The following is a 13,787-nucleotide window of genomic DNA, read 5'->3' on the forward strand; positions in this document are numbered from 1 at the left end:
CACAGGTCGGAATGCCGAAAACAATGGACTTGTTGACGTGGCTTGGCAAGCAATGCGCCTTGCAGGCGGAGGTGAAGCGGCAGGTCGGCAACCCTCAAGGAAACGCCGCCTCGAATGTGCGACGAATGACCGGCGCTGCGCGGGGCTCATGCGGCGGAAATAATCTGACGCGAAAGATGACGCGCGCGCAAATTTGCGCTAGTACGCCTGCAAGGCGCTCCATCATCGCCATTATATTCGCGTATCGATATTCGTCCGTGAAGGAACACGTCATGCCTGCCTATCGCTCCCGCACCACCACCCACGGCCGCAACATGGCCGGCGCTCGCGGCCTCTGGCGCGCGACGGGCATGAAGGACAGCGACTTCGGCAAGCCGATTATTGCGGTGGTGAACTCCTTCACCCAGTTTGTGCCCGGCCACGTGCATCTGAAGGATCTCGGGCAGCTCGTCGCCCGTGAGATCGAGGCGGCCGGCGGCGTCGCCAAGGAATTCAACACGATCGCGGTCGATGACGGCATCGCCATGGGCCATGACGGCATGCTCTATTCGCTGCCGTCGCGCGAGATCATCGCCGACAGCGTCGAATACATGGTCAACGCCCATTGCGCCGACGCCATGGTCTGCATCTCCAACTGCGACAAGATCACGCCCGGCATGCTGATGGCAGCCTTGCGCCTCAACATTCCGGCCGTCTTCGTCTCCGGCGGGCCGATGGAAGCCGGCAAGGTCGTGCTGCACGGCAAGAAGCACGCGCTCGACCTCGTCGACGCCATGGTCGCTGCCGCCGACGACAGCGTCTCCGACGAGGACGTCAAGGTCATCGAGCGTTCCGCCTGTCCAACCTGCGGCTCCTGCTCCGGCATGTTCACCGCCAACTCGATGAACTGTCTGACCGAAGCGCTCGGCCTGTCGCTGCCCGGCAACGGCTCGACGCTCGCGACCCATGCCGACCGCAAGCGCCTTTTCGTCGAGGCCGGTCATCTCGTCGTCGACCTGGCGCGCCGCTATTACGAGCAGGAGGACGAGCGCGTGCTGCCGCGCTCGGTCGCCAGCAAGAAGGCCTTCGAAAACGCCATGGCGCTCGACATCGCCATGGGCGGCTCGACCAACACCGTGCTGCACATCCTCGCCGCCGCCCACGAGGGCGAGGTCGACTTCACCATGGGCGACATCGACCGGCTGTCGCGCAAGGTTCCCTGCCTGTCGAAGGTCGCGCCGGCGAAGAGCGACGTCCACATGGAAGACGTGCACCGCGCCGGCGGCATCATGTCGATCCTCGGCGAACTGGAAAAAGGCGGCCTCATCAACCGCGATTGCCCGACCGTGCACAGCGAGACGATCGGCGACGCGATCGATCGCTGGGACATTACCCGCACATCGAGCGAGACTGTCCGCAACTTCTTCCGCGCCGCTCCGGGCGGCATCCCGACGCAGGTTGCCTTCAGCCAGGAGGCGCGCTGGGACGACCTCGACACCGACCGGGAAAAGGGCGTCATCCGTTCGGTCGAACATCCCTTCTCCAAGGACGGCGGCCTCGCGGTCTTGAAGGGCAACATCGCGCTTGACGGCTGCATCGTGAAGACGGCCGGCGTTGACGAGAGCATCCTCAAATTCTCCGGCCCGGCCCGCGTCTTCGAGAGCCAGGATGCCTCCGTCAAGGCGATCCTCGGCAACGAGATCAAGGCCGGCGACGTGGTCGTCATCCGCTACGAGGGGCCGAAGGGCGGCCCCGGCATGCAGGAGATGCTCTATCCGACGAGCTATCTGAAGTCGAAGGGCCTCGGCAAGGCCTGCGCGCTGATCACCGACGGCCGCTTCTCCGGCGGCACCTCCGGGCTGTCGATCGGCCATGTCTCGCCCGAGGCGGCCAATGGCGGCACGATCGGGCTCGTCCGCGAGGGCGACATGATCGATATCGACATCCCGAACCGCACCATCAGCCTGAGGGTGGACGAAGCCGAGCTTGCCAGGCGCCGCGCCGAGCAGGACGCAAAAGGCTGGAAGCCGGCCGAGCCGCGCAAGCGCAAGGTGACGACTGCGCTCAAGGCCTATGCCGCCTTCGCGACCTCCGCCGACCGCGGCGCGGTGCGGGATCTCGGCGACCGCTAAGCCAAACCGCGTCAGCTCAAAGTGGTGCCCCGGACCGGCTGAGCGTCATCCGCTCCGGAGCCTCGATTGCAACACTGATCGAACCATGTTGTCTGTGCAGGGGCTGAAATCATGGCGAAGAAGGTCTATTTGGCCGGACCTGAAGTCTTCCTTCCGAACGCGCGCCAAATGCTCGACCGCAAGGCGTCTCTGACGCGTGCCGCCGGACTGATACCGCTTTCGCCGGGTGACCTTGAAATCCCTCCGAACGGGCGGCAGCGATCAGCGCCGTGGATGAACGGATGATGCTCGAAGCAGACGCGATCATCGCCAATCTGACGCCCTTTCGCGGGATTGCCGCCGATACCGGCACCACCTTCGAGCTTGGTTTCATGTGCGCGCTCGGCAAGCCGGTCTTCGCCTATACGAATGTGGCGCGCGACCACGCCGCCCGTGTTGTCGAACACTGCAAGGGAGCTGTGCAGCCGGATCCCGCAGGTCAATTGCGCGATCCGGGCGGGCTGTCGGTCGAGGATTTCGGCCTGATTGACAACCTCATGCTGCATGCGGGCATCGAGCGCCGCGGCGGCGTCGTCATTGTCGGCGACGCCCGGCCCGATGCGATCTACACCGATCTCGCCGCTTTCGAGACATGTCTCGACGCCGCAGTCAGCAAGCTCAGCTGTCGCTGATGTTCAAAGGTGCCGCGTCTCGGCCGGCACATTCCACCAGTTGTCGTGCAGCCCGTCCATATACTGGATCGGCAGGGCGGCAAGCACCGCCGGATCGATATCGTCGAGGCAGGCAACGTTGATGGAGACGAAGGCGCCGCCGAGCTCTTCGACATTTCCCGTGCCGTAGGGCGACACGCCGCAAGTCGGGCAGAAGCGATGATGGCCGCTCATCGTGTTGAACTGATAGTCGCCACTGCTTGCTTCTTCGCAGAGCAGCCGGAAGTCCTCCGGCTTCACCAGCGTGCCCCAATAGCGCGTCTTCGAGCAATAGGAGCAATTGCACCGGCTGGTGCCGGCCTCGAGATCGGCATCGACTTCATACCGGATACGTCCGCAGTGGCAGCTGCCCTTGTAGGTCATCTTCATCCCGTTCCTCCCGGCGCTCTCTTGCCAATCATCAACCGATATGACAACTTATTGTCAAAATACATCTACCGAAAATGACAATATGTTGTCAACATGATTCAGCCCTCACGGACTCCCTCCGGCGACGCCTTCGCCGAGTTCGCCATCTCGGTCCTGCGCCTTGCCGGACACTTGACCTCGGAAGGAGATAGGCTGGCGCAGCCATCCGGCCAGACCAGCGCCCGCTGGCAGGTCTTGGCTGCGGCAAGGCATTCGACGTTGTCGGTGGCAGAGGCGGCCCGCGCCCTCGGACTGGCGCGGCAGGGCGTGCAACGCATCGCCGATATTCTCGAAGCCGAGGGCCTATTGGCCTACCGGCAGAATCCGGCACATCAGCGCGCCAAGCTGATGACGCTCACGCCCGGCGGGGAAGCGGCGCTCGCAGAGATCACGGCAAGGCAGGCCGTCTGGGCGAACGCGCTTGGCGCTGAAATCGGAGAGGAGAGGCTGCGGCAGGCGACGGCGCTGATCGCCGAACTCGCCGCGCTGCTCGGAGAGCGTCGCGCGCCGACCTGATCACGCGCCGCATATCGCCGGCGTTTCCGTGAGAGCGAGGAGGTCGGTCCGCAGCCGGTCGGGACCTGCGTCGCCGAGTTGCGCATCGACCGCAGCATGCGTGCGCTGCCAGATCGGGACGGCTTCCGCCAGCAGCCGCTCTCCCGCTTCCGTCAATCGCAGGCGGCGCAGCCGTCTGTCATCGGGATCGACGAAGGTCTCGACGAGACCGCGGCGCTCGAGCGGTTTCAGCGCTGCCGTCAGCGTCGTGCGGTCCATCGCCAGAAGCGACGCGACCGCGCTCATGCTTGGCGGTTCCGGCCTGTTGAGCGACATCATCAGCGAGAACTGCCCATTGGTGATGTCGAGCGGCCTCAGCGCCTCGTCGAAACGGCGGGCGAGCGCCCGGGCGGCACGCTGGACATGCAGGCACAGACAGCTGTCCCTGACGACGATCGTGGTCGAGAAGGGGATGAGCGGCAGCTTTGACATGCTCGACTAATGTTGATATCAACCTAAATAGTCAAGCAAAAATGGCGATGCATCCACCGTTCGACGTTCTCACCCATGAGAATTCGAGCACGGAAATCGTTCGCCACTGCGACCTGTCTGACGATTGACTGTGACCGCACGCCTGCCTGCCGCGGTCGAATGGACTTAGCGGCCGTCGGCCCTATCTGACGCTCTGTGCCGCGTAGCATCGAAGCGCGGCAGACCACGGCGATGCAATCGAAAAAACCAAGGAGGAGAACGTGAAAGCAGAGCCTCAGGAAGAACACCGATGGCTGGAACAGCTGCTTGGTGAATGGACGGTCACGTCGGAAGAGTCGATGGGAAGCGGCGGGTCGAGTGAGCCATGGGTCGAGAATGTCCGTTCGATGCAGGGACTCTGGGTCGTTTGCGAAGGGCAAGGCACCATGCCCGACGGAAGTTCCGGCCAGACCCTGATGACGCTGGGCTTCAATCCGCTGACCGGCCGCTATCTCGGCACGTGGGTCGGCTCGATGATGACGCATATGTGGGTCTATGACGGCGAGATCGAAGACGACGGCAAGACGCTCGCTCTGAATTGCGAGGGCCCGGACTTTGAGAACCCAGGCAAGTCCGCCAGATACCAGGACAGAATAACGCTGATCGACGCCAACCGCAGGGTGCTGACGGCCCGCGTCCAGGCGGCAGACGGAGACTGGAAGGAACTGATGAGGGCGGAGTATCGCCGCCGATAGCTGGAGCCATGGCGATCGCTGCGTCGCCTGCATAGACCCAAACCGGAGGATCGACAATGCACGGGAAATTCATCTGGTACGAGCTGATGACGACGGACACGAAGGCCGCGGAAGCCTTCTATAAGAGCGTTGTCGGCTGGTCCGCCCGCGACGCTGGGATGCCGGACATGAACTACACGCTTTTTTCCAAGGGCGAGCACCAGATCGCCGGCCTGATGATCATGCCCGACGGTGCGCTCGAGATGAAGGTGCCGCCGGCCTGGCTCGGCTATGTGGCAGTCGATGATGTCGACGCGACCGCCGACAAGCTCGCCGCCGCCGGCGGTACCGTCCACCGCGCGCCGGACGACATTCCCGGCGTCGGCCGCTTCGCGATCGTCACCGATCCGCATGGCGCTGCCTTCGCGCTGTTCAAGGGCGATGGCGAACCGCCGCCGGCCATGGACCAGATGGCAGCCGGCAACGTCGGCTGGCATGAATTGATGGCGGGCGACCTCGACACCGCCTTCGACTTCTATTCGAAGCTGTTCGGCTGGACGAAGGACCAGGCGATGGACATGGGCGAAATGGGCGTCTACCAGATCTTCGCCTTCAACGGCCGGCCGATCGGCGGCATGATGACCAAGCCGAAGGAAATCCCCGCGCCACCCTACTGGCTCTATTATTTCAACGTCGAGGCGCTCGATGCGGCGATCGATCGGGTCACGTCCGGCGGCGGCAAGATCATTCAGGATCCGATGGAGGTGCCCGGCGGCGCCTGGATCGTGCAGGGCGCCGACCCGCAGGGCGCAGTTTTCGCGCTTGTCGCACCGAAGCGCTGACGCAAGCGCCAATCAAGAAATGGCTCGCGGTCCCCGCGGGCCTTCTTCTATCCCGACACACCCAACCGCTGCCGATCGAGCTCGTCGGGCAGCATCGGCGTCACGCGGGCATGGCTCGCAAGAAAGTCGAGAACCGCACGCACACGGGAGGGGAGAGCCCCGCCCTGCCCCAGGAAAACCGCATGGATCTCTTCGAGATCGCCCGGGTTCAAGTCCTCGAGCACCGGCAGCAGCCGGCCGGCACGCATGTCTTCGCGCACGGTGAACTCGGCAAGCCGGGCCAGCCCGGCGCCGGCAAGGGTGAGGTGCCGCAAGCCCTCGCCGTCGCTGACCTGCACCGCTCCCGAAGCGGGCAGCACGATCGTCTCGCCTGCCTGCCGGAGAGGCCAGCCGTCGACCGCGCGGGCATAGCAGAAGCCGAGCCGGTCATGGGCCCGCAGTTCGTCCAGACTTGAGGGCATGCCGTTGCGCGCGAGATAGGACGGGGCTGAAACGATCACCATCCGCGTCGCGCCGAGCTTGCGGGCGATCAGTGTCGAGCTCTTGAGCGGCCCCGCCCGGACCGCCACATCGGCGCGCGCCTCCATCAGGTCGACCACCGCATCGGTCTGAACGATATCGAGGGTGACCGCCGGAAATCGCTCGCGGAACTTTGGCACCAGCGGCATCAGGACATGCGTGCCGAACGAGGCGTTGACGTTCAACCGCACCCTGCCGGTCGGGCTTTCGCCGGCCGAAGCGCAGCGTTCCGCCTCGTCGATGTCGGAAAGTATCCGCGTCGTGCGCTCGTAGAAGGCATGGCCTTCCGGCGTAAGCTGGAGCTTACGCGTCGAACGGTTGACGAGCCGGACTCCGAGCCTTTCTTCGAGGCGCAGCACGAGCTTACTGACGGCGGACGGCGTCATGCGGAAGTGGCGGGCGGCGGAGGAGAAACCGCCGAGCTCCACCGCTTTCGCGAAGACTTCCATCTCACCCGAGCGGTTGACCGAGGGTCGTGACATGTGAACTCAACTCACAGATAATGTTCCCGTTGCCAGTCTATATCCAAAACGCCGTCCGCTCCATCTTTCTCCTCGCATGGGTGACATGAGCACTAAGGAGTTCTTGGAATGGAGTATCGACGGCTTGGTTCGTCCGGCCTGAAGGTGCCGGCGCTCAGCTTCGGGGCTGGCACGTTCGGCGGCAAGGGGCCGCTTTTCAGTGCCTGGGGCACCACTGCGGAAGCGGAGGCCCGCCGCTTGGTCGACATCTGCCTCGAGGCGGGCGTCAACCTTTTCGACACGGCGGATGTCTATTCCGATGGCGCTTCCGAGGAAATCCTCGGAGCGGCGATCAAGGGGCGGCGTGACGCCGTGCTCGTCTCGACGAAGATATCGCTGCCGACCGGCGACGGACCGAATGATGCCGGCTCGTCCCGCGCACGCCTCGTCAAAGGCGTCGACGCGGCGCTGAGACGGCTCGGCACCGATTACATCGACCTGATGCAATTGCACGCCTTCGATGCCGGCACGCCGGTCGAAGAAGTGCTGTCGACCCTCGACATGCTCGTGCGCTCCGGCAAGCTGCGCTATGTCGGCGTTTCCAATTTCTCCGGCTGGCAATTGATGAAGTCGCTCGCGGTTGCCGATCGCCACGGCTATCCACGCTACGTCGCCAATCAGGTCTACTACTCTCTCGTCGGGCGGGACTACGAATGGGAGCTGATGCCGCTCGGCCTCGACCAGGGTGTCGGCGCGCTTGTCTGGAGCCCGCTCGGCTGGGGCCGGCTGACCGGCAGGATCCGCCGCGGCGAGCCCTGGCCCGAAGGAAGCAGGCTGCACGACACCGCGGCTTTCGGGCCGCCGGTTGACGACGAAAAGCTGTACGACATCGTCCAGGTGCTAGATCAGATTTCGAAGGAAACCGGTCGAACGGTGCCGCAAATCGCGATCAATTGGCTGCTTCAGCGCCCGACCGTGTCGAGCGTCATCATCGGGGCGCGCAACGAGGAGCAACTCCGCCAGAACCTCGGCGCCGGCGGCTGGTCGCTGGCGGCCGAGCAGATCGCCCGCCTCGATGCGGCGAGCGCGACGACGGCGCCCTATCCTCACTTCCCCTACTACCGGCAGGAGGGCTTCGCGAGGATCAATCCACCGCCCGTCTGATACTGAATCGAGCACATTGACCGGCCCAGGCCAAGTCTCGGTTTCGGCTTGCTTTCTTTCTTTGCATTGCACAAAGTCGTCTCGAATGGCGGGCGACGGACCCGCCATCGAGGGGAAAAACGCTGCATGTCGATCAAGGCCAGTATCTATCATCTGACTCATTACAAATATGACCGGCCGGTAAGGCTCTCGCCGCAGATCATCAGGTTGAAACCGGCTGCCCATTCGAAGACGAAGGTCATCAGCCACTCGCTGAGGGTCTCGCCGGAGAACCATTTCGTCAATCTGCAGCAGGATCCCTACGGCAACTATCTCGCCCGCTATGTCTTTCCCGATCCGGTGACGGAACTGAAGATCGAAGTCGATCTCGTCGCCGACATGACCGTCTACAATCCCTTCGACTTCTTCGTCGAGGAGGAGGCGGAACGCTGGCCGTTTCAGTACCCTGAAGACCTCAGCGAGGACCTGAAGATCTACATGACGCCGGAACCGGCGGGCGAAAGGCTTTCCGTATTTCTCGCGGGGGTCGATCGCTCGCCCCAGCGCACCGTCGACATGGTCGTCGGCCTCAATGCGCGGCTGCAGAAGGAAATCGGCTACGTCATCCGAATGGAACCGGGCGTCCAGCCTCCGGAGGAGACGCTTGGGCTCGCCAGGGGCTCCTGCCGCGATTCGAGCTGGCTGCTCGTGCAGATCCTGCGCAATCTCGGCTTTGCCGCCCGTTTCGTCTCCGGTTATCTCATTCAGCTAACGCCCGACCTGAAGGCCCTCGACGGTCCCTCCGGCACCGAGCACGACTTTACCGACTTGCATGCCTGGGCCGAGGTCTATCTTCCCGGCGCCGGCTGGATCGGGCTCGATCCGACCTCCGGCCTCCTGACCGGCGAAAGCCACATTCCGCTGGCCGCCACACCGCACTATCGCAACGCCGCACCGATCTCCGGCGGCTTCTTCGGCGATGCTGACACGAGAACTGAGTTCGCCTTCGACATGAAGGTCGCGCGCGTCGCCGAGCATCCGCGCATCACCAAGCCCTTTTCCGACGAGAGCTGGGAGGCGCTCAACGCGCTCGGCAACGAGGTCGACCGGGTGCTCGCCGACAACGACGTGCGCCTGACCATGGGCGGCGAGCCGACCTTCGTTTCGATCGACGACTTCGAATCCGACGAATGGAACACCGCCGCCGTCGGCCCGACCAAGCGTGAAAAGGCCGACGCCCTCATTCGCCGCCTGCGCGAGCGCTTCGCGCCGGGCGGTTTCCTGCACTACGGGCAGGGCAAGTGGTATCCGGGCGAAAGCCTGCCGCGCTGGACCTTCTCGCTTTATTGGCGCCGGGACGGCCTGCCGATCTGGCAGCGGCCGGAGCTCATCGCCGAGGAACGCGGCAGGAATAATGTAACCGAGCGCGATGCCGAGCGCCTGCTGGTCGCGATCGCCGGCGAGCTCGACGTCGCCGCCGACATGGTCGTTCCGGCCTATGAGGATCCGGCAGAATGGATCGTCAAGGAAGCGAACCTGCCGGACAATGTCGATCCGTCCAACTCGAAGCTCAAGGACCCGGAGGAGCGCAGCCGTCTCGCCCGCGTCTTCGAGCGCGGCCTGACGACGCCGACCGGCTACGTGCTGCCGGTGCAGGCCTGGAATTCTCGGGCCTCTGGCCGGAAATGGACGAGCGAGAAGTGGACGACGCGGCGCGGCCGCATCTTTCTCATGCCGGGCGACAGCCCGGTCGGCTATCGCCTGCCGCTCGGCTCCCTTCCCCATATCTCCCCCTCGTCCTATCCCTATATCAACCCCGTCGACCCCACGGTTTCGCGCGGAGACTTGCCAGACTTCGCCGAAGAGAAGGGACGCGCCCAGCAGTCACGTTTCCAGCCCTTCGAAGAGCCGCAGACGCCGCTGCCCGCCTCGCGCGACGAGATCGGCGGCTCGGTGCGAACCGCCCTCAGCGTCGAGCCGCGCGACGGCCGGCTGAGTGTCTTCATGCCGCCGACCACGAGCATCGAGGAATATCTGGATCTGATCGCCTCGACCGAAAAGGCCGCCGCGGCGCTCGGCCTCAGCGTCCATATCGAAGGCTATCCGCCGCCGCAAGACGAGCGCATCAACGTCATCCGCGTGGCACCCGACCCGGGCGTGATCGAGGTCAATATCCACCCGGCTTCGAACTGGGGCGAATGCGTCGACATCACCACGACGATCTACGAGGAGGCGCGCCAGAGCCGGCTCGGTGCCGACAAGTTCATGATCGACGGCCGCCACACGGGAACCGGCGGCGGCAACCACGTGGTGGTGGGCGGCCGCAGCCCCAATGACAGTCCCTTCCTGCGCCGGCCTGATCTGCTGAAGAGCATCGTGCTGCACTGGCAGCGCCATCCCTCGCTCTCCTATCTCTTTTCCGGCCTGTTCATCGGGCCGACCAGCCAGGCGCCGCGCATCGACGAGGCCCGCCACGATTCGCTTTACGAGCTGGAGATCGCCCTGGCGCAGGTGCCCTCGCCCGGCGCAGGCCGCGTGCCGCCTCTCCCGTGGCTCGTCGACCGGTTGTTCCGCAATCTGCTCGTCGACGTCACCGGCAACACGCACCGCTCCGAGATCTGCATCGACAAACTGTTTTCGCCCGACGGTCCGACCGGCCGCCTCGGCCTGATCGAGTTCCGCGGCTTCGAGATGCCGCCCAATGCCCGCATGTCGCTCGCCCAGCAATTGCTGGTCCGCGCGCTCATCGCCCGTTTCTGGAAAAACCCTGTCGAAGGCAGCTTCGTTCGCTGGGGCACCGCGCTCCACGACCGCTTCATGCTGCCGCACCACGTCTGGCAGGATTTCCTCGACGTTCTCGCTGATTTGAAAGCGCACGGATTCGACCTCCGGCCGGAATGGTTCGCGGCGCAGCTTGAATTCCGCTTCCCCTTCTGCGGCGAGGTGGAATACGAGGAGGCGAAGCTCGAAATCCGCCAGGCGCTCGAACCATGGCACGTGATGGGCGAGCAGGGTGCAATCGGCGGCACGGTGCGCTATGTCGATTCCTCCGTCGAGCGCCTGCAGGTGAAGCTCGAAACCGGCAACCCCGATCGGTACACGGTGACCTGCAACGGCCGGCCGGTGCCGCTGTCGAAAACCGGTACGAACGGCGTCGCCGTCGCCGGCGTGCGCTACAAGGCCTGGCAACCGGCATCCGGCCTGCACCCTGTTTTGCCGGTGAACACTCCCCTTACATTCGACGTTTATGATACATGGTCGAATCGGGCGATCGGCGGCTGCGTCTACCATGTTGCGCATCCGGGCGGGCGTAACTATGAGACCTTTCCGGTCAACGGCAACGAGGCGGAGGCACGCCGGCTGGCGCGCTTCGAACCCTGGGGGCACACGACCGGCATGTATCGGCTGCGATCCGAGGCACCCTCGGCGGAGTTTCCCCTGACGCTCGACTTGAGGCGTCCGGCAGGAGTGTAAATGGCGAAGAAGCAGGCGGCAGAGGCAACAGGCGAGGGGCGGTTCGATGGCGACCCGGCGTTCGGCTATCGCGCCCTGCCGGGGGTCGCCGACGAAATGCTCGACCCGCAGGGTGATGTCCGGCCGGTCTGGCAGCGGCTGCTCGCCGCTCTTGGCCGCATGGACGAAACGGAGCTCGCCAACCGCTTCGCCCGTGCCGACCGCTATCTGCGCGACGCCGGCGTCTTCTATCGCGCCTACGGCAAGGAAAACACCGAACGAAGCTGGCCGCTTTCGCACATACCGGTGTTGATCGACGAAGCCGAATGGGCCGCCGTTTCGGAAGGCTTGATCCAGCGGGCCGAGCTTCTGGAGAAGGTCGTTGCAGATATCTATGGCGAGAACCGCCTGGTGGGCGAAGGTCTGCTGCCGCCGGCGCTCGTCGGCTCCAATCCGCAGTTCCTGCGCCCGCTGGTCGGCGTAAAGCCGGCAGACGGACATTTCCTGCACTTCTGTTCTTTCGAGATCGGCCGCGGGCCTGACGGCACCTGGTGGGTTCTTGCCGATCGGACGGAGGCGCCGTCCGGCGCAGGCTTCGCGCTTGAAAACCGCGTGGCGACGACGCGCGCCTTTTCCAACCTCTACGCCGAAACCCACGTCCGTCGCCTGGCGAGCTTCTTCGGGGCCTTCCGCGACACTCTTCAGGCGCAAAAGCTGCATCCGGACGACCGCATCGCCGTGCTCTCGCCCGGCATCGCCAACGAAACCTATTTCGAGCATGCCTATATCGCCCGCTATCTCGGCTTCATGCTGCTCGAAGGCGAGGACCTGACGGTCGTCGGCGGCCGGGTGATGGTGCGCACCGTCGCCGGCCTGAAGCCGATCGGCGTGCTCTGGCGCCGCCTCGACGCCTCCTTTGCCGATCCGCTCGAACTCAATCAATCCTCCCATATCGGCACGCCCGGCATCGTCGAAGCGCTACGCGGCGGTTCCGTCTCGATCGTCAACGCGATCGGCTCCGGCATTCTCGAGACGCGCGCCTTCCTCGCCTTCATGCCGACGCTCTGCCGCCACCTGCTTGGAGAAGAGCAGAAGCTGCCGTCGATCGCCACCTGGTGGTGCGGCCAGGAACAGGAGCGTCAGCACGTCGCGAGCAATATCGAGGGCATGGTCATTGGCCCGGCCTATTCGACGCGGCCGTTCTTCGACGACAACGGGCAATCGGTGCTCGGTGCGGCGCTGCGCGAAACCACCAAGACTTCGGCCGCCGAATGGCTGGCGGCAGGCGGAGGCAAGCTGGTCGGGCAGGAGGTGGTGACGCTGTCGACGACGCCGGCTTGGGTGCGCGGCCGGCTGACGCCGCGGCCGATGAGCTTGCGCGTCTTTGCAGCGCGCACCCGCGACGGCTGGCAGATCATGCCCGGCGGCTTCGCCCGCATCGGCTCCGGCGACGACGTGGCGGCGATCGCCATGCAGGCGGGCGGCACCGCCGCCGATGTCTGGATCGTCAGCGAAAAGCCGGTCGAGCGCACTACGCTGCTGCCGGCCGAGGAGAGCTTCACCCGCAACCTGCCGGGCAGCCTGCCGAGCCGCGCGGCGGACAATCTCTTCTGGCTCGGCCGCTATATCGAGCGGGCGGAGGGTGCGCTCCGGATCCTGCGCGCCTGGCACGCCCGTTTCGCCGAGGCGGCGGATCCGAACATGCCGCTCCTGAAGGATGTCAGCAGCTATCTCGCAGCCCTCGATATCAGCACGCGCCAGCCGGTGCCTGCCAGCCTGCTCGCCAATATCGACAGCGCCCTCTTCAGCGCCGGCAACATTCGCGACAGGTTCTCTCCCGACGGCTGGCTCGCGCTGAACGACCTGTCGAAGACGGCGCGCAAGTTCCACGCGACCGTTCAGGCCGGCGACGACGCGACCCATGCGATGACCATCCTCCTGCGCAAGCTGGCGGGCTTTGCCGGTCTCGTCCACGAAAACATGTATCGCTTTACCGGCTGGCGCTTCCTGTCGATCGGGCGCTATCTCGAGCGCGGCCTGCACATGACGCGGCTGCTCGGCCATATGTCCGGACCGGAGGCTCCGGACGGCGCCTATGACATGCTGCTCGAGATCGGCGACAGCGTCATGACCCATCGCCGCCGCTACAACGTCAACACGGCCGCCCTGACGGTCACCGACCTGCTAGCGCTCGATCCGCTCAACCCACGCTCGGTGCTCTTCCAATTGAACGAGATCAAGACGGAGGTAGAGCTGCTGCCGAATGCCTTCGTCAACGGCCAGATGTCGCCCTTCTACCGGGAGACGATGCGGCTTCACTCCGGCCTTGCGGTGATGACGCCCGAGGCAATGACCGAGGCGGTCTACAGGCGGTTGGAGCAGGATCTGGAAAGACTTTCCGACCTGCTCGCCCAAACCTACCTCGGCTAGAATGGTATAA

The 13,787-nt window shown here is 64.7% G+C and carries 10 protein-coding genes and 1 pseudogene; 8 read left to right on the top strand and 3 right to left on the bottom strand.

The features are described from left to right. Positions 1 to 272 precede the first annotated feature (272 nt). Together ilvD and CO664_RS20910 are read left to right on the top strand one after the other, a co-directional pair. Entirely contained in the window at positions 273 to 2,111 is a 1,839-nt protein-coding gene (gene ilvD, locus CO664_RS20905) for a dihydroxy-acid dehydratase (RefSeq protein WP_097539776.1), read from the top strand. A 111-nt stretch (positions 2,112 to 2,222) separates the two neighbouring features. After that, positions 2,223 to 2,782 (top strand): annotated as a pseudogene (locus tag CO664_RS20910) (nucleoside 2-deoxyribosyltransferase). Positions 2,783 to 2,785: 3 nt separating this feature from the next. Here CO664_RS20910 and CO664_RS20915 read toward each other — a convergent pair. Further along, positions 2,786 to 3,190, bottom strand: coding sequence for a GFA family protein (locus CO664_RS20915; protein WP_037420295.1), 405 nt, complete (start codon positions 3,188 to 3,190; stop codon positions 2,786 to 2,788). A gap of 93 nt (positions 3,191 to 3,283) precedes the next feature. Here CO664_RS20915 and CO664_RS20920 point away from each other — a divergent pair, with 93 nt between their 5' ends. After that, on the top strand, positions 3,284 to 3,745 hold the full coding sequence (locus CO664_RS20920; protein ID WP_097539777.1) for a MarR family transcriptional regulator: 462 nt from the start codon (positions 3,284 to 3,286) through the stop codon (positions 3,743 to 3,745). Here the strand turns inward: CO664_RS20920 and CO664_RS20925 are convergent, their stop codons facing one another. Next, a complete protein-coding gene (locus CO664_RS20925) occupies positions 3,746 to 4,216 on the bottom strand; it encodes a MarR family transcriptional regulator (RefSeq protein WP_097539778.1) in 471 nt (156 codons plus the stop codon). A 260-nt stretch (positions 4,217 to 4,476) separates the two neighbouring features. On the opposite strand from CO664_RS20925, the gene CO664_RS20930 reads away from it, so the two are divergent. After that, the gene (locus CO664_RS20930; protein WP_037420303.1) at positions 4,477 to 4,950 is read left to right on the top strand and encodes a DUF1579 domain-containing protein; all 474 of its coding nucleotides are present in this window, start codon (positions 4,477 to 4,479) and stop codon (positions 4,948 to 4,950) included. 56 nt (positions 4,951 to 5,006) lie between these two features. Then, positions 5,007 to 5,771 (top strand): VOC family protein, encoded by a 765-nt coding sequence (locus CO664_RS20935; RefSeq protein WP_097539779.1) that lies wholly within the window; start codon positions 5,007 to 5,009, stop codon positions 5,769 to 5,771. A 47-nt stretch (positions 5,772 to 5,818) separates the two neighbouring features. Here the strand turns inward: CO664_RS20935 and CO664_RS20940 are convergent, their stop codons facing one another. Continuing rightward, on the bottom strand, positions 5,819 to 6,772 hold the full coding sequence (locus CO664_RS20940) for a LysR family transcriptional regulator (RefSeq protein WP_097539780.1): 954 nt from the start codon (positions 6,770 to 6,772) through the stop codon (positions 5,819 to 5,821). A gap of 108 nt (positions 6,773 to 6,880) precedes the next feature. On the opposite strand from CO664_RS20940, the gene CO664_RS20945 reads away from it, so the two are divergent. From CO664_RS20945 to CO664_RS20955, 3 genes are all read left to right on the top strand, one after another. Further along, on the top strand, positions 6,881 to 7,915 hold the full coding sequence (locus tag CO664_RS20945; protein WP_037420310.1) for an aldo/keto reductase: 1,035 nt from the start codon (positions 6,881 to 6,883) through the stop codon (positions 7,913 to 7,915). 126 nt (positions 7,916 to 8,041) lie between these two features. After that, positions 8,042 to 11,368 (top strand): transglutaminase family protein, encoded by a 3,327-nt coding sequence (locus CO664_RS20950; protein ID WP_097539781.1) that lies wholly within the window; start codon positions 8,042 to 8,044, stop codon positions 11,366 to 11,368. Beyond that, on the top strand, positions 11,369 to 13,777 hold the full coding sequence (locus CO664_RS20955; protein ID WP_097526698.1) for a circularly permuted type 2 ATP-grasp protein: 2,409 nt from the start codon (positions 11,369 to 11,371) through the stop codon (positions 13,775 to 13,777). Positions 13,778 to 13,787 lie beyond the last annotated feature (10 nt).

Source organism: Sinorhizobium sp. NG07B, assembly GCF_002532005.1.
Taxonomy (GTDB): Bacteria; Pseudomonadota; Alphaproteobacteria; order Rhizobiales; family Rhizobiaceae; genus Sinorhizobium; species Sinorhizobium fredii_C.

Coding starts and splice junctions, on each gene's coding strand:
- ilvD (WP_097539776.1), top strand. CDS start 273: ATGCCTGCCTATCGCTCCCGCACCACCACCCACGGCCGCAACATGGCC.
- CO664_RS20915 (WP_037420295.1), bottom strand. CDS start 3,190: ATGAAGATGACCTACAAGGGCAGCTGCCACTGCGGACGTATCCGGTAT.
- CO664_RS20920 (WP_097539777.1), top strand. CDS start 3,284: ATGATTCAGCCCTCACGGACTCCCTCCGGCGACGCCTTCGCCGAGTTC.
- CO664_RS20925 (WP_097539778.1), bottom strand. CDS start 4,216: ATGTCAAAGCTGCCGCTCATCCCCTTCTCGACCACGATCGTCGTCAGG.
- CO664_RS20935 (WP_097539779.1), top strand. CDS start 5,007: ATGCACGGGAAATTCATCTGGTACGAGCTGATGACGACGGACACGAAG.
- CO664_RS20940 (WP_097539780.1), bottom strand. CDS start 6,772: ATGTCACGACCCTCGGTCAACCGCTCGGGTGAGATGGAAGTCTTCGCG.
- CO664_RS20945 (WP_037420310.1), top strand. CDS start 6,881: ATGGAGTATCGACGGCTTGGTTCGTCCGGCCTGAAGGTGCCGGCGCTC.
- CO664_RS20950 (WP_097539781.1), top strand. CDS start 8,042: ATGTCGATCAAGGCCAGTATCTATCATCTGACTCATTACAAATATGAC.
- CO664_RS20955 (WP_097526698.1), top strand. CDS start 11,369: ATGGCGAAGAAGCAGGCGGCAGAGGCAACAGGCGAGGGGCGGTTCGAT.